Origin of the sequence: Paenibacillus sp. CFBP13512 (assembly GCF_005233705.1) — a bacterium.
Lineage (GTDB): Bacteria > Bacillota > Bacilli > Paenibacillales > Paenibacillaceae > Saccharibacillus > Saccharibacillus nuruki.
Genome location: NZ_QGAD01000033.1, coordinates 1 through 23,073 on the forward strand (window position 1 = coordinate 1; position 23,073 = coordinate 23,073).

22 protein-coding genes, 1 pseudogene and 1 riboswitch are annotated in these 23,073 nt (G+C 39.0%); of the genes and pseudogenes, 11 read left to right on the forward strand and 12 right to left on the reverse strand.

The genetic code is table 11. The annotated features are described in order from the left end of the window. The first annotated feature begins 472 nt into the window (after positions 1-472). A complete protein-coding gene (locus PaeCFBP13512_RS23610; RefSeq protein ID WP_275094501.1) occupies positions 473-601 on the forward strand; it encodes a hypothetical protein in 129 nt (42 codons plus the stop codon). Positions 602-693: 92 nt separating this feature from the next. After that, complete coding sequence (locus PaeCFBP13512_RS22670) at positions 694-1,185, forward strand: TipAS antibiotic-recognition domain-containing protein (RefSeq protein ID WP_161594349.1); 492 nt, start codon at positions 694-696, stop codon at positions 1,183-1,185. Between the two features lie 496 nt (positions 1,186-1,681). Here PaeCFBP13512_RS22670 and PaeCFBP13512_RS22675 read toward each other — a convergent pair whose 3' ends face one another. Beyond that, positions 1,682-3,073, reverse strand: coding sequence for an NCS2 family permease (locus tag PaeCFBP13512_RS22675; protein ID WP_137226234.1), 1,392 nt, complete (start codon positions 3,071-3,073; stop codon positions 1,682-1,684). Between the two features lie 169 nt (positions 3,074-3,242). Next, positions 3,243-3,341, reverse strand: a riboswitch (purine riboswitch). Between the two features lie 442 nt (positions 3,342-3,783). On the opposite strand from PaeCFBP13512_RS22675, the gene PaeCFBP13512_RS22680 reads away from it, so the two are divergent. The 5 genes from PaeCFBP13512_RS22680 (at position 3,784) to PaeCFBP13512_RS22700 (ending at position 8,886) form a co-directional block, all read left to right on the forward strand. Further along, positions 3,784-4,584 (forward strand): ABC transporter ATP-binding protein, encoded by an 801-nt coding sequence (locus PaeCFBP13512_RS22680; RefSeq protein WP_137226236.1) that lies wholly within the window; start codon positions 3,784-3,786, stop codon positions 4,582-4,584. Between the two features lie 3 nt (positions 4,585-4,587). Beyond that, positions 4,588-5,403: an ABC transporter permease gene (locus PaeCFBP13512_RS22685; protein ID WP_083243641.1), complete on the forward strand. Its 816-nt coding sequence runs from the start codon at positions 4,588-4,590 to the stop codon at positions 5,401-5,403. After that, a complete protein-coding gene (locus PaeCFBP13512_RS22690; protein ID WP_241669463.1) occupies positions 5,400-6,326 on the forward strand; it encodes an ABC transporter permease in 927 nt (308 codons plus the stop codon). Before PaeCFBP13512_RS22685 ends, PaeCFBP13512_RS22690 begins: the two co-directional genes overlap by 4 nt. A gap of 75 nt (positions 6,327-6,401) precedes the next feature. Continuing rightward, positions 6,402-7,478, forward strand: coding sequence for an ABC transporter substrate-binding protein (locus PaeCFBP13512_RS22695; protein ID WP_137226238.1), 1,077 nt, complete (start codon positions 6,402-6,404; stop codon positions 7,476-7,478). A 49-nt stretch (positions 7,479-7,527) separates the two neighbouring features. Then, positions 7,528-8,886: an aspartate aminotransferase family protein gene (locus PaeCFBP13512_RS22700; RefSeq protein WP_137226240.1), complete on the forward strand. Its 1,359-nt coding sequence runs from the start codon at positions 7,528-7,530 to the stop codon at positions 8,884-8,886. Here the strand turns inward: PaeCFBP13512_RS22700 and PaeCFBP13512_RS22705 are convergent. Next, positions 8,861-10,549 carry a PucR family transcriptional regulator gene (locus PaeCFBP13512_RS22705; protein WP_137226242.1) on the reverse strand — a complete coding sequence of 563 codons (1,689 nt, stop codon included), beginning with the start codon at positions 10,547-10,549 and terminating at the stop codon, positions 8,861-8,863. The two genes, PaeCFBP13512_RS22700 and PaeCFBP13512_RS22705, sit on opposite strands and share 26 nt — an antisense overlap. A 331-nt stretch (positions 10,550-10,880) precedes the next feature. On the opposite strand from PaeCFBP13512_RS22705, the gene PaeCFBP13512_RS22710 reads away from it, so the two are divergent. The 4 genes from PaeCFBP13512_RS22710 (at position 10,881) to PaeCFBP13512_RS22725 (ending at position 15,359) form a co-directional block, all read left to right on the forward strand. Further along, positions 10,881-12,272 (forward strand): NAD(P)-dependent oxidoreductase, encoded by a 1,392-nt coding sequence (locus tag PaeCFBP13512_RS22710; protein ID WP_137226244.1) that lies wholly within the window; start codon positions 10,881-10,883, stop codon positions 12,270-12,272. A 137-nt stretch (positions 12,273-12,409) separates the two neighbouring features. Beyond that, positions 12,410-13,702: an NAD-dependent dihydropyrimidine dehydrogenase subunit PreA gene (preA, locus tag PaeCFBP13512_RS22715; RefSeq protein ID WP_069329377.1), complete on the forward strand. Its 1,293-nt coding sequence runs from the start codon at positions 12,410-12,412 to the stop codon at positions 13,700-13,702. Then, positions 13,699-15,132, forward strand: coding sequence for a dihydropyrimidinase (gene hydA, locus PaeCFBP13512_RS22720; protein ID WP_137226246.1), 1,434 nt, complete (start codon positions 13,699-13,701; stop codon positions 15,130-15,132). The genes preA and hydA overlap by 4 nt, the downstream gene beginning before the upstream one ends. Next, complete coding sequence (locus PaeCFBP13512_RS22725) at positions 15,132-15,359, forward strand: hypothetical protein (protein WP_069329379.1); 228 nt, start codon at positions 15,132-15,134, stop codon at positions 15,357-15,359. Before hydA ends, PaeCFBP13512_RS22725 begins: the two co-directional genes overlap by 1 nt. Positions 15,360-15,513: 154 nt before the next feature. Here the strand turns inward: PaeCFBP13512_RS22725 and PaeCFBP13512_RS22730 are convergent, their stop codons facing one another. The 10 genes and pseudogenes from PaeCFBP13512_RS22730 to PaeCFBP13512_RS22770 form a co-directional block, all read right to left on the reverse strand. Beyond that, the gene (locus tag PaeCFBP13512_RS22730) at positions 15,514-16,299 is read right to left on the reverse strand and encodes a lytic polysaccharide monooxygenase (protein WP_137226248.1); all 786 of its coding nucleotides are present in this window, start codon (positions 16,297-16,299) and stop codon (positions 15,514-15,516) included. A 60-nt stretch (positions 16,300-16,359) separates the two neighbouring features. Further along, the gene (locus tag PaeCFBP13512_RS23615) at positions 16,360-16,563 is read right to left on the reverse strand and encodes a carbohydrate-binding protein (RefSeq protein WP_275094502.1); all 204 of its coding nucleotides are present in this window, start codon (positions 16,561-16,563) and stop codon (positions 16,360-16,362) included. Between the two features lie 6 nt (positions 16,564-16,569). Then, positions 16,570-17,574, reverse strand: a pseudogene (locus PaeCFBP13512_RS22735) (chitinase); the annotation flags it as partial. Positions 17,575-17,922: 348 nt separating this feature from the next. Then, positions 17,923-18,762: a helix-turn-helix domain-containing protein gene (locus tag PaeCFBP13512_RS22740; protein ID WP_137226252.1), complete on the reverse strand. Its 840-nt coding sequence runs from the start codon at positions 18,760-18,762 to the stop codon at positions 17,923-17,925. A 196-nt stretch (positions 18,763-18,958) separates the two neighbouring features. Continuing rightward, entirely contained in the window at positions 18,959-19,327 is a 369-nt protein-coding gene (locus tag PaeCFBP13512_RS22745; protein WP_137226254.1) for a hypothetical protein, read from the reverse strand. A gap of 318 nt (positions 19,328-19,645) precedes the next feature. Continuing rightward, a complete protein-coding gene (locus PaeCFBP13512_RS22750; RefSeq protein WP_137226256.1) occupies positions 19,646-20,800 on the reverse strand; it encodes a DNA glycosylase AlkZ-like family protein in 1,155 nt (384 codons plus the stop codon). Between the two features lie 28 nt (positions 20,801-20,828). Continuing rightward, the gene (locus tag PaeCFBP13512_RS22755) at positions 20,829-21,467 is read right to left on the reverse strand and encodes a lysozyme inhibitor LprI family protein (protein WP_137226258.1); all 639 of its coding nucleotides are present in this window, start codon (positions 21,465-21,467) and stop codon (positions 20,829-20,831) included. 65 nt (positions 21,468-21,532) lie between these two features. Then, on the reverse strand, positions 21,533-21,940 hold the full coding sequence (locus PaeCFBP13512_RS22760) for a DUF5071 domain-containing protein (protein ID WP_137226260.1): 408 nt from the start codon (positions 21,938-21,940) through the stop codon (positions 21,533-21,535). A 271-nt stretch (positions 21,941-22,211) separates the two neighbouring features. Then, positions 22,212-22,610 carry a hypothetical protein gene (locus PaeCFBP13512_RS22765; protein WP_137226262.1) on the reverse strand — a complete coding sequence of 133 codons (399 nt, stop codon included), beginning with the start codon at positions 22,608-22,610 and terminating at the stop codon, positions 22,212-22,214. Beyond that, a partial coding sequence (locus PaeCFBP13512_RS22770) for a hypothetical protein (RefSeq protein WP_206665616.1) occupies positions 22,591-23,073 on the reverse strand: 483 nt, incomplete at its 5' end. The genes PaeCFBP13512_RS22770 and PaeCFBP13512_RS22765, both read right to left, overlap by 20 nt.

Here is a 23,073-nt window from a genome sequence, read left to right on the forward strand (position 1 = left end):
TCTCGGTGACAACTTTTATATCATATCATGTTTCCAACCACTTGGCAAGCACTTTTTTTGAAGTGTTTTTTTAAAGTTGTTTTCGTATGATATTTTGTGAATGTTGTCGTTCGTTCGTGACAACTTTTATAATATATCATGGCTGAATTTATTTAGCAAGCATTATTTTATATTTTTTGATTTTTCATTTCATCAGTAGGTATCAAGTAGAAATTACATTGTTATTCTATTGCAGTTTATTTATTCTACTTCTTCAATCCTCGAGCCAACAGAGTCTCTACTCTCTACTCTCTACTCTCTACTCTCTACTCTCTACTCTCTACTCTCTACTCTCTACTCTCTACTCTCTACATTATTGTACGATTCGGCGCATTAGAAATGAAAGTTTATGATGTGCCTATTCTTTTCTTGACTGTCACGTAAGGAGATACTTGATAATGGAATAGTCATCTTTAACAAAGGAGGGATTACAATGAATATAAAGACACTACGTTCAGATCGAATCTATCAAGCAATTATAGATACTTCATCAGAACAAAAGGTAGAACAGTATCGTACACAGATGTTGCTTCCTTTTATAAAGAAATGGGATTTTCACTGACAGAGATATCTATTATGCTTCCTTTATCTAAAGATAAACAAAAAGACATCTTACTTCATCAACGTGGTCTACTTGAACAACGAAAACAAAAGTTGACTACCGTTATTGAACAATTGGATCATTATATAGAAGGAACAGATATACAGAAGCTAAATATATTTGATGATTCTTCTACTTTTTCTATTGAAAATCAGTATGATACAGAAGCTAAATTGGTGCATGGAGATACGGAGAAATATCAGGAATTCCAAGCAAACCTAGAACATTTATCTGATAGCGATAAAAAAGAGGCATACACACAATTTTCGGCAGATGTTGAGCATATTTTTCACAGGATCGCTCAACACCAGCAACTTTCCCCATCTTCTAATGAAGTACAAGACTTAATAGGTCAATGGAGCCGCGTGCTTGGACGGTTTATGGTTTGTGATGAAGCTATTTTATTATGTATAGCAGAGACTTATGTGACTGATGAACGTTTTGTTCGTTATTTTGATCAGTTTGGTGAAGAAGGTTATTTGGACTTTTTGCATCGTTCTATTGTTTATTTTGTAAAAGAGTATAAAAAGTTGAGTGAGAGTTAAGTATGTAGGAGTAATAGAAATAAGATCCATTTTAAAAAATGAGTTCGGTTATATGAAAGGAAAAGAATAAATTGAATAGATCGAGCACATTCATTGAGGATATACACAATACTCATGAAAAATATAGAATACGAGTAATAAGCGAATCATTAAATAAGTAAATGAATCCAATATAAATAAATTAAATAGAAATGAACTAAAGAGAATTAAATCAATAGAATGAACTCAATCAAAAACCCCTTTTAACGGCTCTGTTAGCTGTTGAAAGGGGTTTTAGTTTTGTTACTCTTCGATTAATTTCAGGCTGATTTATTGCTTTTTTAGTTATGCCTAAATTTTGAGTTTTAATGATTTGCGTGTTATTCCGTTAGTTAGACTTGCGTCCATTGTGGAAAATTCCATACTGCTGTTACTTTTCAAATGATGAGTTAACTTTTAAATAATGCATTTCTTACTGGTATCATTTGATCCAAAAATAGAATGTTATAATACTGGATTACTCTGAGCCCAGGAATGCATAGCGACAGATGACAAGGATAGCAAGTACCCACATCAACCAGTGTACTTTAACTTTACGCGGTGAAGCGATGTTGCTAAAGAATCCTAAAACTACGAAAGCAATAATACCTGCTGATATCCCGTTTGCAATACCATTTGTAAATGGCATAAAGATAATCGTTAAGAAAGCAGGGAATGCTTGCATAAAGTCGTCCCATTCGATCTTGCTTACCTGACTCATCATCAATACACCAACAATTACTAATGCTGGAGCTGTTGCCGCAGAAGGAACCACCAAAGCTAAAGGAGCAATAAACAATGCACATAAGAACAATACTCCTGTAGTAATAGCGGTCAAACCTGTACGTCCACCTTCAGCTACACCTGCTGTACTTTCAACATAAGAAGTAATTGTACTTGTACCTAAAACAGCACCTGCACTTACCCCTACTGCATCAACCAACATAGCTTTGCTGATTTTCTTTTCGCCTTCTTCTTTGTTTTTGAACAATCCTGCACGTTCGGCTGTACCTACCAATGTACCGAAAGTATCGAATAGTTCAACAAAGGTAAAGATAAAGATAATTTCGAATAATCCTATACCGATTGCGCCTTTGATATCTAATTGTCCAACCGCTAGATTATCAAAAGAAGGAATCCAATGTGCAGTAGACAAACTGCTTAGATCTGTAACACCCATTGGAATACCAATCAATGTAACTACGATAATACCGATTAATAATCCACCTTTGATACGTAATACCATCAGTATACCGATAACGAATAACCCAATAATCGCAAGTAATGTATCCGGGCTATGCATGAAATCGCCCAATGCTAATTGGAAATCAGAACCTTTAACTGTTACAGGAGCTGCTAATTGAGCAACATCTGTAACGCCTTTAACCGTAGCTGATACCGAAACTACATTTCCAAGCTTCAATCCAATAATGGTGACAAATAATCCTATACCTACAGTGATCGCCATTTTGATTGATTGTGGTACAGCGACCAGCAATAACTGACGAACTTTGGTAATTGTTAAAATGATAAAGATAATCCCCGAAAGAAACACTGCACCTAAAGCCGCTTGCCATGTGATCATTCCGTTGGAGCTAAGTACAACGGTCATAAAGTAAGCATTCAAACCCATACCTGGTGCAAGGGCTACCGGAATATTTGCAAATAATCCCATTAAAATCGTAACCAATCCAGCACCTACAGCTGTAGCGAAAAACACGCCTTCTGCGGGTATACCTGCTCCACTTGGTCCCAAGAACAAGTTATTAACGAACAGAATGTATGCCATCGTGATGAAGGTTGTTAACCCTGCGATCATTTCTGTTTTTACACTCGTGCCGTGTTCCTTCAACTTAAAGAAACGTTCCATTATTGCTATCTTCCTCCTCTTGGAAATGAATAGAGAAAACGACAAGAGACCCCGATGGACGAGCTGTTCATCGGGGTCTCTAAGAATCAGAATAACGGCGTGTCATAGTATTCTTTAAATAGCCTATCTATATCGATATCGATATAAAAAGACGCTAAAGAAAACCTACACTGCCATTGCTTCATTCCGTAGAGAGATCATTCCGGTGATCCGTAGAGACTCCTGAGCCTATTCTCAAGATTATACGAAGTGTTTTTCAATTGTCGCCAAACTCTATTCGCTGTCTTTGATACGTGTTGTTATTTTCATATCAAACAGCTTTACTTGTTACATTCTAGGATAGGATTATAAGGTTGTCAATCAAAAAGCGAATGTTATTTATATGTACATGTGTAATCGTTCGTCAATCTGTAAATATTATCTGTAATAATGATCACTTGATCGTTTTTCACTGCCAAAAAATGATAGATTAATTCTAATTTTAACGAATATATGAGTGATCTGGACAAAGTGACGTAATTTTGTGATAGCAATCTTACTTTTTGTCTAATGCTATACGCCTTTGTTTTATTTAATATGTTAGTTAATCGAACATGAAGTTATTTTATCTGACATTTAATATTGAGTTTAAGTCAATTTTTGATTATGATATGACTTAATCAGTTAGGTTAAACGTCATTAGAGGCTTATGAATCTTTGGAGGGGATAAAATGTCTTTGACCGCTTCTACGGTAAAGCATCAAGTACAAACACCTGAGATTCAGCTAAAAGATGTTGAAATGCGTTATCCAACAGATACTGGTGATGTTCTTGCTCTACATCAAGTGAGTCTTGAGATTGGCAAAGGCGAATTTGTCTCTTTATTAGGCCCTTCTGGTTGTGGCAAAACTACATTACTTCGGCTTATGGCTGATCTGATTCAGCCTACTAGTGGCAGTATTCATGTCGCAGGCAAAACAGCTAAAGAAGCACGATTAGCTCAAAAATACGGGATCGTTTTTCAAAGTCCTGTGTTGTATGACTGGCGTAAAGTCAAACAAAATGTAGCTCTTCCTCTAGAGTTAGTAGGCGTTAGTAAAATCGAACGTGAACGCAAAGCCATCGAATTATTGGAATTAGTAGGACTTGAAAAATTTGCAGATCAATATCCATGGCAACTGAGTGGTGGTATGCAACAACGAGCTGCTATTGCAAGAGCACTGGCAATGGAGCCTGAAATTCTACTAATGGATGAACCGTTCTCTGCCCTAGATGAATTTACAAGAGAACGCTTAAATGAAGAGTTATTGTCTGTATGGAATAACATTCAAAATACGATTGTATTTGTCACTCACAGTATTCCCGAATCGATTTTTTTATCAGATCGAGTATTTGTATTATCCCCACATCCGGGAAGATTGTCGGCAGTAGTTGAAATTCCTTTACCTAGACCACGTACACAGGAAATGCGTAACAGTCCAGCCTTTTTTGAATTGATTGCCCGTATTCGCGATAGCTTTGAAGGGGTGTGACGTATGAAAGGAAATCATCTTTTTGTACGTAATCGCCTGTTGCCTGCTATGGTCTGGGTTATTGCGATTTTGGTAATCTGGGAGCTTACATCATGGGCACTATTAAATATAGGTCATCTGCCTTTGGCTCAATCCAAACTTCCTTATCTTCATGAAGTGCTAGCCACCAGTATTCAATATAGTGGAACGTTGATCAAAGAAGGTAGTGCTACATTCGGTAATGCAGGCATAGGATTTTTGCTTGGCGCTCTGGCAGGTGTTGTACTAGCTATATTGATGAGCATCTCCACATGGATCGAAAAATTAACCTTTCCATATGCTGTAGCTTCACAAATGATTCCGGTACTCGGACTCGCACCTATTATTTATGGAATTGTACGAGATGAGTATATTTCACGGATTCTGATCTCGGGATATATTACATTTTTTCCGGTAGCACTCAATATGTTACGAGGATTACGAAGTGTTGAACCTTCCGCTCTTGAATTAATGCATTCTTATGCGGCTAAACCGTGGAGTATTTATTGGAAATTACGATTACCTGCTGCTATACCCGGACTTTTTAGTGGATTAAAAATTGCGGCTCCTCTAGCTGTAACTGGTGCTATTCTTGTTGAACTAATGGGAGCACAACATGGTATCGGCGTGATTATGCTTCGCAATCTGTATTATGGCCCTTCTCATGTATATATGTTCTGGTCGACTGTTTTTATCGGAGCTTTACTCGGCATACTCAGCTATTGGTTGATTAGCTTGATCGAACGTATCGTATCTCCATGGCAACCTGAATTCCGCTCCAAAGGAGGTAGCCATTCATGAACAAACCATCATCGGCACAGAACAAAAAAGTGGCTGCTACATATATCTCTGAATTACCTTCTTCAACTCTTCCTTCTCCACATTCTTCGTTAACAGAACAGCAACAAGCAAAAGGAACAGATCAACCTTCGCGCAAACGTCAGAGCAAGAACAAATCATTATTAGGTGGTGGAAAACTATGGTTTCCTCTTGGTTCAGGTATCTTATTCGTGGCGTTATGGCAAATAGAGGTTTTTCACAAGATATTTGATCTTAAAAAATATCAACTTCCTCTTCCTTCAGCAATTGCATCGTCTATACAAGAAAATTGGAGTCTTCTACTATCCTATACCGGATACACATTAGCTGAAGCTGTACTGGGCATGATCATAGGTTCTTTATTCGGATTCATTATTGCTCTTATCGCTACAGCTTCTCCACGTTGGGGTGCAGGAAGTCTTACTTTAGTAGCCGCTTTAAATGCTGTTCCTATTGTAGCGCTGGCTCCAATTATGAATCTATGGTTCGGTGATGGTATCGGTTCTCGAATCGCTATCGTCACTGCAACAACTATGGCGGCTATGGCTCTTAATGCTTATAAAGGAATGTCATCTGTTGATCCACTCGCTCTTGATCTTATGCATTCCTATGCCGCCGATAAAGGAAAAGTCTTTCGTTATTTACGTATCCAACATAGCTTACCGTATGTATTTACTGCTCTCAAAATCAATGCTACTGCTAGCATGATCGGAGCTATTGTCGGTGAGTTCTTCTTTTCTTCGCAAGGACTGGGTTACCTCCTCTCTAATTCTATCAAAATTGCCAAAATGCCACTGGGTTGGTCATGTATCGTGCTGGCTGCTATCGCCGGTATTATTTTCTATATGGTGGTAGAGCGATTAGAAAAAGTATGTATTCGCTGGCATCCTTCTCAGCGCACCTAAATGAACGGGCATACATCCGCTTTATTTTCGCATATAGCTATCGAGAATAGATTAACGATTCAGGGGGAATAAAAGATGAACATCCAACCACAAAAAGTTCAAGCCAGTCTTGTAATTATGCTGGTGATCATGATTACGATGCTTGCAGGATGCGGTGGAATGAAAAGTGCTTCGACAGACACAGGTACAACAGCGAATGCCAATGAAGCGACTTCAACAGAACCCGTAACCGTCAAGTTACAGTTGAAATGGGTACCTCAAGCACAATTTGCTGGTTATTTTGTCGCTAAAGATAAAGGTTATTATGAGCAAGAAGGTCTAAATGTGGAGATTCTTCCGGGCGGCCCAGATATTGTTCCTGAGCAACAGGTCGCTGGTGGTTCCGCAGATATCGGTGTAGATTGGGTTGGAAGTCTGCTGACGAGTCAGGAACAGGAAATGCCTTTGATTCAAATCGCTCAAATTTTCCAAAAAAGCGGTCTAGTGGTGGTATCTAAAAAATCGGCTGGTATGAACACTCCTGCTGATCTAAAAGGTAAAAAAGTAGGCAACTGGATGGGTGGAAATGAATTCGAACTATTGGCTTTATTTGATAAGTACGGGCTTGATCCGAACAAAGATGTGAGCTTTACCAAACAAGGATTCACAATGGATCAATTTCTAGGTGGCGAATTAGATGCCGCTTCAGCTATGACCTATAACGAATATCAAATTTTGCTAGAGTCTGGTCTTAAAGATAGCGATCTGAATGTGATTGATATGAACGACGAAGGCGTAGCGATGTTAGAAGATAATTTATTTGCCAATAAAGAGTGGCTAGATGCGAATAAAGAAACCGCCGCTAAATTTTTACGTGCTTCACTTAAAGGATGGAAAGATGCGATTGCTGATCCTGAAGCGGCAGTTGACAGTGTAATGAAGCAAGCGGAGTCGGGCAGTACTACGAAAGAACATCAACTCAAAATGATGCAAGAAGTAGCAAAATTGATTCAACCTGAAGGATTCGATGAAACTAAAATGGGCTACACTGACGACAAAATGTTCCAGCAGACTGCTGATATCGCTTTGAAATTTGGCGTCATTAAAGAAGCGGCTAATGTGCAAGAAGCGTATACCAATGAAATTGTAGATATGGCTAGTAAAATGCAGTAAGCGTCACTGCTCGCTATTAATGATCCAGCAACAGAGAGGAGAAATCATCATGCTCGAATTAGGAACAGACAGTGAATCAGCAATCGAAAAGGATCAGCGCTATTTGTGGCATAATATAACTCCTTACAATGAAGCAGCTCCACCGATGATCGCTGCGACAGGTAGTGGATCATGGGTAACAGACACCAATGGTCAGCGTTATATGGATGGAATGTCTGGTCTATGGTGTGTGAATGTGGGCTACGGTCGTAAAGAGTTAGCGGAAGCGGCATATGAACAACTGTTACAACTTCCTTATTTTCCATTAACACAAAGTCATATGCCTGCGATTGCACTTGCGGAAAAGTTGAATAACTGGCTTGGTGATGATTATGTAATCTTCTTTTCTAATAGTGGTTCTGAAGCTAATGAAGCGGCTTTCAAAATCGCCCGTCAATATCAACAACAGATTGGACAGCATTATCGCCACAAATTTATTTCGCGTTATCGTGGGTATCATGGTAGTTCTATGGGTGCGCTATCAGCTACAGGGCAGGCTCAACGTAAATATAAATATGAACCGTTAAGTGGTGGCTTCCTGCATGTGGCTCCACCGGACAGTTACCGTCGTCCGGCTGGTCAAACAGTAGAAGAGTTCAACCTGCACTGTGCTCAAGCGATCGAAGATATGATCATCTGGGAAGGGGTTGAAACGATTGCCGCTGTAATTATGGAGCCTGTGATTACGGGTGGTGGTATTATTATTCCCCATCAAGTGTATATGGATCGGGTACAAGAGATTTGTCGTACTCATGGTGTGCTACTTATTATAGATGAAGTGATCTGCGGATTCGGACGATCCGGTCAAAAGTTCGGGCATCACAACTTTGGGATAAAACCGGATATTGTGACGATGGCTAAAGGATTAACAAGTGGATATTTGCCACTATCGGCTACGGCTGTCCGCAAAGATATCTATGAAGCATTTAAAGATAAAAGTGATGATTACGGGCATTTCCGGCATGTAAATACATTTGGTGGTAATCCTGCGGCATGTGCATTAGCACTACGTAATCTGGAAGTGATTGAGCAAGAACATCTTATTGAACGTGCTCAACTGTTAGGGCAACGCCTCAATACAGCAATGATGGATATTGCAGACCATCCACTGATCGGTGATATCCGTAGCTTCGGTCTGCTTACAGGAATTGAATTGGTTGAAAATAAAGACAGTAAAAAGCCAGCGTCACTCGATATCGTGAAGTCCATAATTGCCGGTTGTAAACGTAAGGGACTGATTATCGGTAAAAATGGCGATACGGTCGCTGGCTATAACAATATACTTACTTTCGCCCCTCCATTATCTTCTACAGATGAAGATTTGGAATTCTTGATTAGTACATTCAAACATGTGATGAGTGAGCATTAGGTAACGTCATTTTTTCTGGATACAAAAATTGATAAGCACGTAGAGCGACTTGAATCGATATGCGATTTTCAGGTGACATGTAATCTTCACCGAGCAGTTCGGTAATTTTGTCTAAGCGATAATATAACGATTGGCGTACGATAAATAATTTCTGCGCGGCAATCTGCTTGGAACCATCATGATCTAGATATACTCGTAATGTAAGAAGCAACTCACTGCCTTTGGACTGATCATGGTCAATCAGAGGCCCTAGATAGTTACGAATAAAGTTCTGAAGCGTTTTGCCATCATTCAAGCTGAGTAGTAATTGAAATACGCCTAATTCTTCATAAAATAGTAACGTACTATCCGAACAGGAATACAGAGATAAGGCTTGAACAGCTTCTTGATAACTGGCTGAAACATTTTTCAAATGATGACCGGATTTACTTACACCGATAATTAATTTCAAATGCTTCAGCTTATCATCTGCATGAATATGTTGTAGAGATTGTAATGCCTGTTGAAGTCTTGGCTTCGCAGGCATTTTGGCTTGTTGATCCAGAGCAATCACTGTCAGTCGATTATTTTTGAGTGTGATAAGCGGATGAAATAGATACTTTTCAAAAATAGACCGTAAAGCTAGCGAAAGATGAAATGTGATCGACTCCCACTCATTCTCCGAACTGTTCCATTTCACATCTTGCGGATTCTCAATTTCGATAAGGCAGACACGATAAGGTAATTCATTCATGGCGGCGAAATCAGGTCCAATTAGACTTTTGAGTCGATGTTCATCTTCAATCCTTCCATAAATCAATTCCTCCACCCATAGATTTTCCGAAAATAACTTGCGTTCTTCCATATAACGGGTACGTAACAATTCTTGAGCGATGGATAGCGAGGCTGAATCTAGTAATAAACAATCATACTCTTGTGGTTTGTGCGGACAGATCAACATAATGTATGCCCATGTCTGATCCAAAGCACCTACAGGCTTGAGCACAATCGTTTGTTGCTGATATTCACGAAAATAAGGTGCAGTATCATGTTGTACCCCATCCATACTTTCATTAAATGCTGCAAAAAAATCCAATAGCGGACGTTGCTTATCAGGAGCGAGTGCCGGGAAAGAGGAAGGTTTGCCTTGCAATTGTAAATAGATCACTTGATGATGCGTGCTTTGATGTAGCAATTGTAATACTTTCGTAGTGCCTTGCGAAGTGAGCGTTAACCGATTGAATTCACGTGAAATACTTTCTAATTCTTGAAGCATACGATGATGGTGATTAATAATCAATGAATGTAGATCGAGCGTAATATCTACAAACCGTACGGTTTCTTTAAAAATAATCAAAGGAAAATCGTGGCGATTGGCAAGTTCAATCATTTCAGCAGGGATCTGTTGAAAAAAGTCGCCCAGTTCAATACAAAGACATGCTGCCTTTTTCTGAATTAAATTTTCCATAAATTCGAGTGCAGTTGCAAGATGATGATGGAATTGCATACCTGTAGTCAGAATCATTTCTTCTCCATGAATAAGACTTTCAAAATTAGAACTCTCCAGCACATGTACCCAACGAACATAATTCTTTGTTCCTCTTATTCCTCCGATTACTTCTGCTTGAGCAAATAAAGGTCTTGTCATCGCATCTTCGATGGTAAACATACGGTTTCCTTCCATCTCTCCCCCGCCTTTCTCTAAATCATGGATCAATCACCTTCATACAAAGTAACGTTCAGCCGCAGCTGTATCTACACTATGGTCGTCAAAAATAAACTTTTGAAATTAGACACTCTGTCTAATGTAATAAAAAAGCGAATTGTCTATAGTTTTAATATATAAATGTTAGATTACATAACCTATATGGATATGAATTATACTATATTTATGCTTTATATGATATTTTAAAATAATTTCACTGAAAAAATCTATAAAAAGATCGATATTAGCGAAAAATATGTTACATTATTTAACACAAAATAGTTTTCTATACCCTAAGGAGGTTTAACCGATGGAACTTTCTTCTACATTGGCTTCGTTTACACCCGATCTATTTATGCGTAATTTTGCGGAAGCAGAACCTGGTCTAACTCACAAGGGAGCTATAGAAGAATCGAATCGCTGTCTGTACTGTTATGATGCGCCATGTATAACAGCTTGTCCTACCGGAATCAATATCCCTTCTTTTATCAAACGTATTGCAACCGATAATCTAAAAGGCGCTGCATATACGATTATGGATGCTAATCCTGTTGGTGCTAGTTGTGCTCGTGTCTGTCCAACAGAAGAGTTATGTGAAGGCGCTTGTGTACTGAATGAAAGTTCCAAACCGATAGATATCGGAAGATTACAACGTTATGCTACGGATTGGGCGATCGAAAAAGACGCTTCTTTATTCGAAGCAGGTATTCCTAACGAGAAAAAAGTAGCGGTGATCGGTGGCGGCCCTGCTGGCTTGGCTGCTGCTCGTGAATTAGCACGTGAGGGATTCAGTGTCGTGATCTATGAATCGAAACCACTTGCAGGTGGGCTGGATACACATGGTATTGTCTCTTTTCGTTTACCTCAATCCATATCGCTCTGGGAAGTTGAACAAGTACGAAAGTTAGGCGTCGATATTCGCACCCATATGAAAGTAGGCACTGATATCACTGCTGAGCAATTACTGACGGAATACGATGCAGTCGTCTTAGCAGCTGGCATGGGATACGTTCCTCCGATCAAAATTGAAGGGGAACAACTACAAGGCGTCTATGATGCGATTCAACTGGTTGAACAGACCAAAACAGGTCAACCTCATGTTAATCTAATCGGTAAAAAAGTAGCGGTGATCGGTGCAGGGAATACGGCTATTGATGGAGCTACCTGTTCAGTACGCTTAGGTGCTTCTAATGTGAAAATGGTCTACCGACGGACACGCGAAGAAATGACTGCTTATGATTTTGAATATGAATTTGCCAAACAAGAAGGGGTAGAATTCAACTGGTTAACATTACCCAAGCGAATTATTGGTGATGCTACAGGTAAAGTCACTCATCTAGAGTGTGTGCAAATGAAATTAACAGGTGAACTTGGTAAAGACGGGCGGTTAGTGCCGATGCCTGTTGAAGGTTCTGAATTCTTAATGCCCGTCGATGCTGTGGTGACCGCGATTGGACAAGAACGTCGTACTGATCTGATTGAGCATTTTGGATTAGAACATACATGGGGTGTTGTCAAGATTGATACGACGACTCATCGTACCTCTAATCCTAAAGTATATGCCGCAGGCGATATTATATTCGGATCGGGTCAAGGTGAAGCAATGGTCGTCTCTGCTGCGCAACAAGGAAAATTAGCAGCTTATGCAATCAGCCAACATTTACTTGCTCAAGAAGATCATTCTTTACGTTCGATTGTATAAAATAAGGCTTCCACTGCTATCAATACAAATAAGATCATTAAAATAAATCAATCCAAAATCTGATTTATAAATAGAAGATAGGCACATCTAATGTACTGTTTGAGATATAAGATGATATGACTAGGAGGTTGTTGATTATGGCAGATTTGAGTATTGATCTTGCAGGTATTCGTTCCCCTAATCCGTTCTGGCTCGCTTCTGCACCACCTACGAATACAGGATATCAAGTACAGCGTGCTTTTGAAGCAGGTTGGGGCGGAGCGGTCTGGAAAACGCTGGGTGATCCGATTATTAATACATCTGCCCGATTTGCAGCGATTAATTTCAACGGACAACGAGTCGCTGGATTTAACAATATTGAATTGATCTCTGACCGTCCATTAGATGTAAATCTTAAAGAAATCTATGAAACGAAAAAACGATTCCCCAATCATGCAGTTATTGCTTCTCTAATGGTTGAACCGACTCAATACAAATGGCATGAAATTGTAAAACGAGTCGAAGATGTAGGTGTCGATGGATTGGAATTGAACTTCGGTTGTCCGCATGGTATGGCTGAACGTGGTATGGGTGCGGCTTCCGGTCAACAACCCGATCTAGTCCAAGCACAGACCACATGGGCGAAAGAAGTAGCAACGACACCTGTAATTGTGAAATTAACTCCAAATATTACGGATATCACGGTGGTGGCTCGCCATGCTGTTAAAGGTGGTGCGGATGCGATTAGTCTGATCAATACGATCAATAGTCTTGCTGGTGTCGATATTCATAGTTGGAATACGATACCCCATGTCGGTGGTAAAGGGGCACATGGTGGATATTGTGGTCCTGCGGTAAAGCCGATTGCCCTAAATATGTTAGCCGAATGTGCTCGTGATATGAATGTAGGTGTACCTATCTCAGGAATCGGTGGCATTTCTACATGGCAAGATGTGGTTGAATTTATGTTAATGGGAGCTACAGGGATTCAAGTCTGTACTGCCGCAATGCATCACGGTTTCCGAATTGTCGAAGAAATGATCGATGGTCTCAACAACTATTTAGATGATAAAGGTCTTAGCTCGGTGACTGAATTGATTGGTCAAAGTGTATCCCGTTATTCCAATTGGGGTGATCTAGACCTTAATTATCAAGTTGTTGCTCGAATCAATGAAGAAAATTGTATTAACTGCAATAAGTGCCATATTGCTTGTGAAGACACTTCCCACCAATGTATTGATATGCTGACCAATGCTGAAGGAAAAAGTATTTTGCAAGTTCGTGAAGAAGATTGTGTAGGTTGTAATCTGTGTTCTATCGTCTGTCCTGTAGATGGTGCGATAGATATGATCGAAATACAAAACGGTATGGCGCCAATGAGCTGGAACGATCGTCAAAAAATGATCGGTTCGTTGAATGATTCGTATACCGGAGCTGAGGTGATTGGATGAAAAAGATTATTCGAAATGGAACGATTGTAACAGCAGCAGATACGTATGTCGCCGATCTATTAATCGAACATGGGATCATCACCAGTATCGGGCTTCATTTGGAAGTAGAAGATGCTGAAATAATTGATGCGAGTGGTTGCTATGTATTCCCTGGAGGGATTGATCCCCATACTCATCTTGATATGCCTTTTGGTGGAACCGTTACGGCTGATGATTTTGAGTCTGGCACCAAAGCAGCTGCATTCGGCGGTACAACGACAGTGATTGATTTCTGCTTAACGACTAAAGGTAATACCTTGCAAAGCGCTGTCGATACATGGCATAAGAAATCACGAGACAAAGCTGTCATTGATTATAGCTTTCATCTGATGGTCTCAGAAATTAATGATATCGTATTGGATGAATTACCTCAGATTATTGAAAAAGAAGGCATTACCTCATTTAAAGTATTTATGGCGTACAAAAATACATTTCAAGCCGATGATGGTACATTATTCAGAACATTGCAAACAGCGAAGCGTGAAGGCGCACTTGTAATGGTCCATGCTGAAAATGGTGATGTGATCGAATACTTAGTCGAACAAGCACTAGCCGCTGGACAGACAGAACCTATCTATCATGCGCTTACCCGTCCTCCTGAATTAGAAGGTGAAGCTACCGGACGTGCTGCTTATCTTACCGGTCTGACGGATTCGCAATTATACGTGGTGCATGTGACTTGTGCGGAAGCTGTCTACAAAATTGAAGAAGCCCGCCGTAAAGGTCTACGTGTGTATGGAGAAACATGTCCTCAATATTTACTATTGGATCAGAGCGATTTGGAAAAACCGAATTTTGAAGGAGCTAAATATGTATGGTCTCCTCCTCTACGTGAGAAATGGAATCAAGAAGTGTTGTGGGATGCTCTCTGGAATGGAAGTCTACAAACGATTGGTTCCGATCAATGCTCGTTTAATTTTAAAGGGCAAAAAGATCTGGGGCTTCATGACTTCTCCAAAATACCGAATGGTGGCCCGATGATCGAAGACCGATTCAGTGTCCTTTATTCTGAAGGAGTTGCTAAAGGACGAATCTCACTTAACAAATTTGTCGATATTATCGCTACAGCCAGCTCACGTCTATTTGGACTTTTTCCGCAGAAAGGAACACTTGCGATTGGTAGTGATGCTGATATTGTGATCTTCGATCCAACTGTCAAACGGACGATCTCAGCGCAAACGCATCATATGAATGTCGATTATAATGCTTTTGAAGGAATAGAGATTACAGGTGAACCGGTATCTGTACTGAGTCGAGGAGAATTTGTGATTCGAGATAAACAGTTTGTTGGTACGCCGGGAACCGGTCAATATTTGCACCGTAATCGGTTTGAAGTTCCTACAACTCCGTTATCTTCTACAGCCGAAAAAGTAAGTGGAGGGATACGATAATGTCTGCTTTCGCTGATTTTGAAAAAGAAAAGCTGGCGATCGATCAATGGCTAGATAATGGATATAAAGTTATCGCTATTCAGGAAAGTCTGGAAGGCGCATGTGTCAAATTCAGTAAAGACCCTTCTCGTGCTAAGCATGATGATCTTCATCTCATTACTGCTGATGCTCGTAAATATCTAACGACTCGCTTACTAATGAATGGACAACTCGCTCGTTCGGTGTAACCTCTCCTCTTTACACATTACATTGATATACCCCTATTCAAAAAGCCCATCTAGACCGAACCAGTACCTCTTACTGGATTCGATCAGATGGGCTTTGAGCTATGTTGTCATTTCAAAAAGTAGATTGGCTTAGAAGTGACTGGAAAATATGAATTTACTGCAATCCAGCAAGCAATTCCCAGACATCTGAATGACCTGGCATTTCTCCGCTTGTCCACCATTTCGCACGATACGTTTTGCCATCATAGCTGACAGTATCTCCACCAACATAAATCATAGAAGGACTCCAAGCGTTAGCAGAAGGTTGTCCTGGATCAGTAGGAGTCGTCGGTGTTGTTCCTCCAGTACCTTGTCCCGTAATATTCACATCGATCACCTGATAAAAAGCATTGGCAGTATCGCTAATATCCCATACGCCCAAGATAACATGGTAGCCACTGCGGTCTGACGGAATATTAATCGTATGACTCACATTCGCAGCCGGCTTGGCTCCATTATCATTAATCACAGCAATTTCTTGCAATGCACTACGCTTCAGTGGTTCATTTGGATTCCAACCTTGCTTGGTGATGTAATACTTCCAACTGGCTGTTGCATGTTGAGCTGTTAATTTCCATTGCACTTTAAGTGCACCTGTTTTGATATCTGTTTTGTGCCAGCGGGTAGATGTCTGCTCATCTAGCGGTCCAAATCCTGCTACACCGCCGCTTGCAATATGCCCATCTGTCGGTCCTGCTGATGGATAGCCTTTGAGTGCTTCAATACTTTGCGGTTCATACTGAGCACTTCCCACATTGGTATTGAGTCCAAGTGCATTCGATCCTTTGTAAGCACGACTAGCAGGCTGTTCGATATAACCATGTGCCCAAATGGTACTGCTCATTAACAAAGCACATGTACTAATAGCAACAGTCGCTGTCATCGCCTTTTTCCAATTCATTTATAGACCTCCCAAGTGTTCCAAATCTATACGGTATAAATGATATGATCGAAGAATCTATTACAGTTGTTGCCATACATCTGCTTGTCCAGGTGTCTCGCCTGTAGTCCACCATTTGGCACGATACATTTTGCCGTTGTAGCTTACAGTATCTCCACCGACATATACGGCAGATGCTGTCCAAGCTTTGGCTGTTGGTTGATCAGGATTGGTTGGTGTGGTCGGTGTCGTTGGATCGGTTGGTGCAGTGCCGTTATAGATCAAGTTGTAGTATGCATTGGAAAAGGCTTTGTTATAAGGTGTTCCTGCACTATTGCTACCTAGATCCCAGTTTACTGACCATGTCATTACACCTTTGAGCGATTGACCTTGTGATTGTAATTTGGAAAATACGTTATACACTACTGTTGGATCTTTGACCGTTCCATTGCCCCCTGCATCTGGATTAGCAGGTAAGCCTAGCACTAATTTATTGGCTGGAATCTGTAGCAATCCTCTTGTGCCATGAATAAATGAATCTGCCATATAGTAAAGGAAATTATATTTGTCTGCATCTGAATTTTGAGCTAACCACTTGCTCACTTCATCGACCCAGATGCCATCGCCTGCCTGATTGTACAATTGAGGCGCTATAAAATCATAGTAGCCTGCCAGACTGGTTAAGTACGGTTCGTAAGCTCCACCTGGTTTCAAGTATGGAAATTCAGGAGCCATACTAATCAAAAAGTTCTGCCCTTTTGCTTTGTAATGATTTTTGACGATTTTAAGCGCGGCTGGAATAACCGTTGTGTTACTACCTGCTTTGATCGAATTTTGCTCCAGATCGATATCTAATCCATCGAATCCATATACATCAACCAGACGAATAATCTCATTGGCAAAAGCTTGCTCTTGTCCTGCACTGAGTTGTACATGAGCATCTGCTCCACCTAACGAAAGAATAACGACTGTTCCTCTTGCATTTAACGTAGCGACTTGTTGACGAAATTCAGCATCGGTTCCTCGATCTGGCTTAAATGTAGGAATACCATTTCCAGTCATAAAAGCAACCGTAACCACATTGTAAGCAGTTGGAGATTCGCTCAAAGCCATTGTACGTGAAGTCCCACCTGCATAACCGTCTTTAGCAGAAGATGTCCAATTTTGCCAGTAGCCTACCATAACTTTTTTGCCACTAATACTTGGCATCGTGGAAGCACTATCTGCGGCTTGAGTGGTCGGCATCGATGTAGCCAGTAACGAACAACTCATCACTCCTGCTAATACCCATTTCATTAATTTGCCTTTTTGAATGATATTCATCATATACACTCCTTCAAATAGTAGAATAAGATATTGCCTGATACCCTTACGATTTTCCCGACAGCATGCTACATGACAATGAACAACATAGGTTTTCCCATTTTCCAATAAATCCCTTTTTCAAGGTATAACTGAATTATACTGCTTAGATTGTGAAAAACTTATGTATATCCGCATAATCTAAGGCAAATTGTAGTAAAGGGCTATTCTCTCGCTGTTGATCATTAGAATAGTCAACAAATAAGATCAAAAAAACAAAAAAACCTTCTCCATATGGAAAAGGTGAACAGTGTCAAAAATGGATATATCGTGCAATACCTTTTAATATACGCCAAATAGTTCTTGCAACAACTGAGACTTGGCATAACACTGCTGTGCTTTGAACTGTTGTCCAATCTGCTCATAACTGTAGCCACATTCATAATACAGTTGATCCAAATAATAACCGATCTGATGATTAGCACAATAACGAATACCCTGAGTGGCATATTCAATCGCTGTCCGATAATCTTGCGTGTCTGAATAAGCTTTGGACAAATAATAAAAGATCGGCGTAAATTGATCATTTCCCTCACGATATATATGCAGTGCACGCAGGCATTTATGTAACCAACCGATACATGCTCGATAATCCCCGTCCAATCCATAAGCAATGGCTAGTGCTTGAATCACTTCAATCTCATACAAAGCTGGAATCCGTTCGCAATGATAAGTTAATTTCAAAGCTAACTGAATCATCGGCAATCCACGATCTACTACACCTAAATGCACATGAGCGTTTCCTTTCTGATACAGTACAAATTGCTGATCCATTAACGAATAACGACATATCTCTTCTACCTGATGATCTTCGATATATTGTAGAAGTTCCTGATACATATGCTTTTTCTGCAAATATTTGATGTTTTTGCGGATGCTCTGAATCTCATGAATCTGTTGTTCATTCATATCGAAAAAGATCCGAATATCCAGACTAAACTTATGAGCGATCTGAAATAAAATCTCAGCCGATACCGATTCTACCCCTTTTTCAATACGACTGATCTGCGATTGATTACAAATACCTAATGCCAATTGTTGCTGGGTTAATCCACGTTGCTGTCTAATCTCTCGAATCCGTTGCCCGATCCAGCGGTAATCCAGTATCGTCTGGCTAACCATTGTGCACAACCTCCCGAATACTTCGATGATCTCTATATCATAAGCAAACGATCAAGACAGCATCAGGTGCAGAAATACGTATATCGAGAGGATTTCTTAGTATCTATTAGAAAAGAAGAACATTGTTGTACGATCTCGGATAAAATTTCATTAATGCGGTTGAATAGAAAAGTATTACTCAGTTATTCTACAGACTTTACGGATAATCCAATGTTCCTTTTACAACAACATGCTTACCTTTGCGATCTTCAAATACTTTGACATGGACTTTGGCTTGTTCTTGAAATTTCGGCAGATTCATCGTGTATACCGTTGTCTTAACAGTGGCTTGAAAAGGAAGAGATGTGGGGCGCTCAATCTTCAGCACAAGAACAATCTCAGGTTGCCCGCTACTATACTGACCTGTAGGCGTGCTAGAGATCACTGTTGCTCGTGCAGAGTACCCTTCCAGTATCGTCTGTTCTGTAATGCTTTTCTTATTCAGAACTCTCGGTAAAATAATAGCAATCACTGCAAAAAAAAGCAGTAATCCGATACAACTTAATATCAGCGTTAATGGTTCCAATCATCCGATCTCCTTTGGCTAACGATAGCTAGTATTATCCAATTCTAAGTCTGGTAATATCCAGATATCAGTCGTAGTGTTATATAAGATTACAATGTATTATGGTCGTAGCAGTAACATTTAGCTAAGTTAAATGTTGCTTTTTGTCTTTATACGCTATTTATATTTTATCATGTTCTATGTATAAGCCCTATAGATGTATATATGTTCATATCCGATTAGAGCAAATACGATCTCAGATGCCAAAAAGCCACCTGATTGAGTTTCAGGTAGCTCAAGTGATTGTTATCTTTTTTAATATCCACATCTATAGAAAGGTTATAAATAAGTAATTTCTTGCGCAGGAATAATCTGCTCTGCTTCTACAAATACACATAAATCCTGCAATATACATTCAATCTGGCGCTTGTGTTCTACGGTTTGAGCGGAATCAAATAACGTTAACTTTTGCACCTGTAACTCCCGACGCTGGCGATCATTTTTGAGATCAATCACACCCACAATCTGTTCTCCAATCAAAATTGGCATTGCAAAATAACCATATTGTCGTTGTTCTTTGGGCATATAACTTTCCAGCTTATAATTCACATCAAATAACTTCAACAACCGTGACCGATCTCGAATCATATTATCAAAAGGAGATAACAGTGTCGCTGCGCTACCTTCTACCTTTTCCAAAGTAGATAGTAACGGAATATCCTGTGTACGAATAAAATGGTCTTCGGCAAACTGCTCTACCTGTATCCGCTGAATATTACCTTGCTCCAACTGTTGCTGGATATACTCGCTGACTGCTGTTTTATTGAGGTTAAAGCAAGCTTTTAATTCTTTGAGCGTCGCGATCCCCAAATTCTCAAACGTCAGATCAAGCAAATATGTATTCAGCGTGGGTTCATATTCCAGTGTCCGATGTTCTTCAATATTCTGATCTGTTATTGTATATAACTTATTAAAATGATGATCTCGACTGACTTTGATCAAGCCTGCACGCCATAATTGGTCTAAAGCTCGCCTTGCCGGTGTCATACTCCATGTCGCTCCACTTGATGGCTGATCATGTTCAATATCCCGCGAACGCAGTGGCTGATTGAGCTGTACTTGATCATAAATATTTAATATCAAATCTATCTTCGGCTGGTTCATGATCTTCAAATGATGATGTGCAAAATAATGATGCAAATGCTCATAAGAAGAAGCTGGCAACAAACACAAAGCAAACAAATACACTTCAAAAATCGACTGATGCTCATACAATTCTAACAACCACTCCCGCTGATACCGATGATCTCTCGACCAGAAAAATAAATCCTGACTACGAGATAATACGTTCATCGTATCAAGCTGGACATAACCGAGTCGATTGAGTGTATGTAATACTCCATTAGCATCCTGATAGTGATTCAAGTGAGGTTGTAATAGTCCTTGTTGATGCAATTGCAGACGCTTCATCTGTGCTCTGGTCGTTGTCAGCATAGAATCCTCCTGTTATGGATTGGATATGTTATTTATACACAAATTTCAGTTGATGATCATTACGTTCGTAAGCATATTCCATCAATTGAATAGTTCGCTCACGTGTTCTCGACAATTGGGCACTAACTGCACTTACTTGTCCTTGAGAACCAAAATACGCATCTTTCAAAAACGTATCTTCGACGAACTCTGCTTCTTGTTGATCATACGTTTCCCAACCTTTTTGAGATTGTTGTAACAAAGCGTACTGGGATGCAGATAACTTGGACTTCAATTGTTGCATCGTATTATTCATTTCGATATCCCATAATTTTAAATACTTTCCTTCAAGTGCAACCCAACCGGCAGTCGAGAACTGACTAGAGTTCTGAAATTCATTATACTCTTTATTATATGCCCAATCTAACGGATTGTTATGAATCAGATGATTAAATGTATCTTCCGGGTCCATCTGGTAGTCCCCATAATATTGAGGATCTTCTGTAGATTCTTCCGATTTCTCTGTAGAAGTCTCGTTTGATTTGGTTGTATTTTGATTAACTTCAGCCGACGCTGTAACACTTGGTTTGGATGTGGCAGTAGCTTCTGGTGTCGTTGCCTGATGATTCGATTGACCACAAGCTGTTAATACCGTGCATGTTAAAAGTAAACTAATCGTCCATTTCATAAATATTCTCCTTGTATACGTTAGTTGTATCTGATTGTAGATTACAATTAAATTGATATGTAGAATCACGAGGTTTCTGGATCATGATCTAATGTAGCTAAAATCTCTTGTGCTGTAATATGACTTTCCGTTTCATACTCCCATTGTGTCGGTGAATCAGCTATCCGACGAATTTCTGGTTCTAGTTTCCGAATCAAAGCTACAGGTAAAAAAACAACAATATATTGCAGACACCATTCGATCCATTCGGTATCATCCGTATGCAATACGTCTCGCACATGAGGAACAATTTCATTGGGAACTGTAAGCAAAATTTTGGACATCGGCATAGCAACAGGCCAGTTAATATCCTGCAACCAGACAAGTAACTCTGGCAGAATAGGGATTAATTGTTGAGGTTCTAATTGCTGTAATCGTTGGATAGCGCCAAAATCAAATTTGGTCTCTGGGATTAAATGATTGGATTCGGTCATGTTCAAGCCTCCTTTTCTTAACCATATAATAAAAAGAAAAAGTAAAATTTACAGGCTTGATTTTTTTTGATTTCATTTTAGTATTTTTTAGATAGATATTCTAAAAGATTACGATTACAAAGGAGAAGAATACTTAAATTGAATAAATCACATATCCAAAATTTAAAGTTATTAGCATTACAACTACTCTAAAAAATGTAGAAATAGTAAAAAACTATAACTTTAAAGTTACAGTTCTCTACTCATAATAATTAATTTATCTATTTTAACATTAATCAATTTCAAATTCAGTAATGGCTTTAGAAACAGCTTGAGAAATTCTTAATAACCCTTTTGAATCTTGCGAAGCTATATTTATAATAATTTGATCTAATTTTTTTAAACACTCTTTAAATTTCTCTTCATCCTCTAATACTTCTACTTCATTTAAATTTGGAAACTTATCTTTATCTAAGTTATAGTGAAATGAAATATCTAACAAAAAACTAACTGTTTTTAAATCATTTTCGATGTTTTTACCGTCTATATTGATTTCAAAAAAGTATGCTCTTATAGAAGCATTCTCTTTGTTAGAACCAAATTTAGCAGAAATTTCTACTGTCATTTCTTCTTTCTTTGAAGGTTGTTTATCAAATAAATTGTAAGCTATTTTACGAATACGTACTTCCATTTTTTTCTCCTAACTTTTTAACTAACATTTTAGTATTGTACTGATTCTCATTAAATTTATTTATTTCTGATTCCGCTCCATTTACAAACTTAATAATCTTCTCTTTCATTTTAGTATTATCACTAATAAAAAAATAATTATAATTTTTATAATCAGATTCAATCGAATGCAAAGTTTGTTTTACATTTACTTTATTTGGTAATTTATTATCAAAAAAAACGTTTTTCATAGGAATTTTGTTTTCAATTTCTTTAATATTATTCACTAATTTCTTAGGGAAAATTTTATTTCCAATTTTCCCTATTCTATACACGGGTTTAAACTCTTCTATATCGAAGGAGTTCTTAATATCTTCTTCTCCTTCTAATAGTTTTTTTATTTTTAACATCGTAGTTTCTACTATTAGAATTTCTATCACATCAGTTTTAGTATTATCTTTTAACAATATAAGGAAGAGCGTCGT

Excerpts from the sequence above, each read along its gene's own strand:
- PaeCFBP13512_RS22760 (WP_137226260.1), bottom strand. The coding sequence starts at position 21,940 with ATGACCGAATCCAATCATTTAATCCCAGAGACCAAATTTGATTTTGGC.
- PaeCFBP13512_RS22750 (WP_137226256.1), bottom strand. The coding sequence starts at position 20,800 with ATGCTGACAACGACCAGAGCACAGATGAAGCGTCTGCAATTGCATCAA.
- PaeCFBP13512_RS22690 (WP_241669463.1), top strand. The coding sequence starts at position 5,400 with ATGAACAAACCATCATCGGCACAGAACAAAAAAGTGGCTGCTACATAT.
- PaeCFBP13512_RS22755 (WP_137226258.1), bottom strand. The coding sequence starts at position 21,467 with ATGAAATGGACGATTAGTTTACTTTTAACATGCACGGTATTAACAGCT.
- PaeCFBP13512_RS22730 (WP_137226248.1), bottom strand. The coding sequence starts at position 16,299 with ATGAATTGGAAAAAGGCGATGACAGCGACTGTTGCTATTAGTACATGT.
- PaeCFBP13512_RS22695 (WP_137226238.1), top strand. The coding sequence starts at position 6,402 with ATGAACATCCAACCACAAAAAGTTCAAGCCAGTCTTGTAATTATGCTG.
- PaeCFBP13512_RS23610 (WP_275094501.1), top strand. The coding sequence starts at position 473 with ATGAATATAAAGACACTACGTTCAGATCGAATCTATCAAGCAATTATA.
- PaeCFBP13512_RS22705 (WP_137226242.1), bottom strand. The coding sequence starts at position 10,549 with ATGGAAGGAAACCGTATGTTTACCATCGAAGATGCGATGACAAGACCT.
- hydA (WP_137226246.1), top strand. The coding sequence starts at position 13,699 with ATGAAAAAGATTATTCGAAATGGAACGATTGTAACAGCAGCAGATACG.
- PaeCFBP13512_RS22675 (WP_137226234.1), bottom strand. The coding sequence starts at position 3,073 with ATGGAACGTTTCTTTAAGTTGAAGGAACACGGCACGAGTGTAAAAACA.
- PaeCFBP13512_RS22685 (WP_083243641.1), top strand. The coding sequence starts at position 4,588 with ATGAAAGGAAATCATCTTTTTGTACGTAATCGCCTGTTGCCTGCTATG.
- PaeCFBP13512_RS22725 (WP_069329379.1), top strand. The coding sequence starts at position 15,132 with ATGTCTGCTTTCGCTGATTTTGAAAAAGAAAAGCTGGCGATCGATCAA.
- PaeCFBP13512_RS22765 (WP_137226262.1), bottom strand. The coding sequence starts at position 22,610 with ATGGAAGTACGTATTCGTAAAATAGCTTACAATTTATTTGATAAACAA.
- preA (WP_069329377.1), top strand. The coding sequence starts at position 12,410 with ATGGCAGATTTGAGTATTGATCTTGCAGGTATTCGTTCCCCTAATCCG.
- PaeCFBP13512_RS22710 (WP_137226244.1), top strand. The coding sequence starts at position 10,881 with ATGGAACTTTCTTCTACATTGGCTTCGTTTACACCCGATCTATTTATG.
- PaeCFBP13512_RS22680 (WP_137226236.1), top strand. The coding sequence starts at position 3,784 with ATGTCTTTGACCGCTTCTACGGTAAAGCATCAAGTACAAACACCTGAG.
- PaeCFBP13512_RS22740 (WP_137226252.1), bottom strand. The coding sequence starts at position 18,762 with ATGGTTAGCCAGACGATACTGGATTACCGCTGGATCGGGCAACGGATT.
- PaeCFBP13512_RS22700 (WP_137226240.1), top strand. The coding sequence starts at position 7,528 with ATGCTCGAATTAGGAACAGACAGTGAATCAGCAATCGAAAAGGATCAG.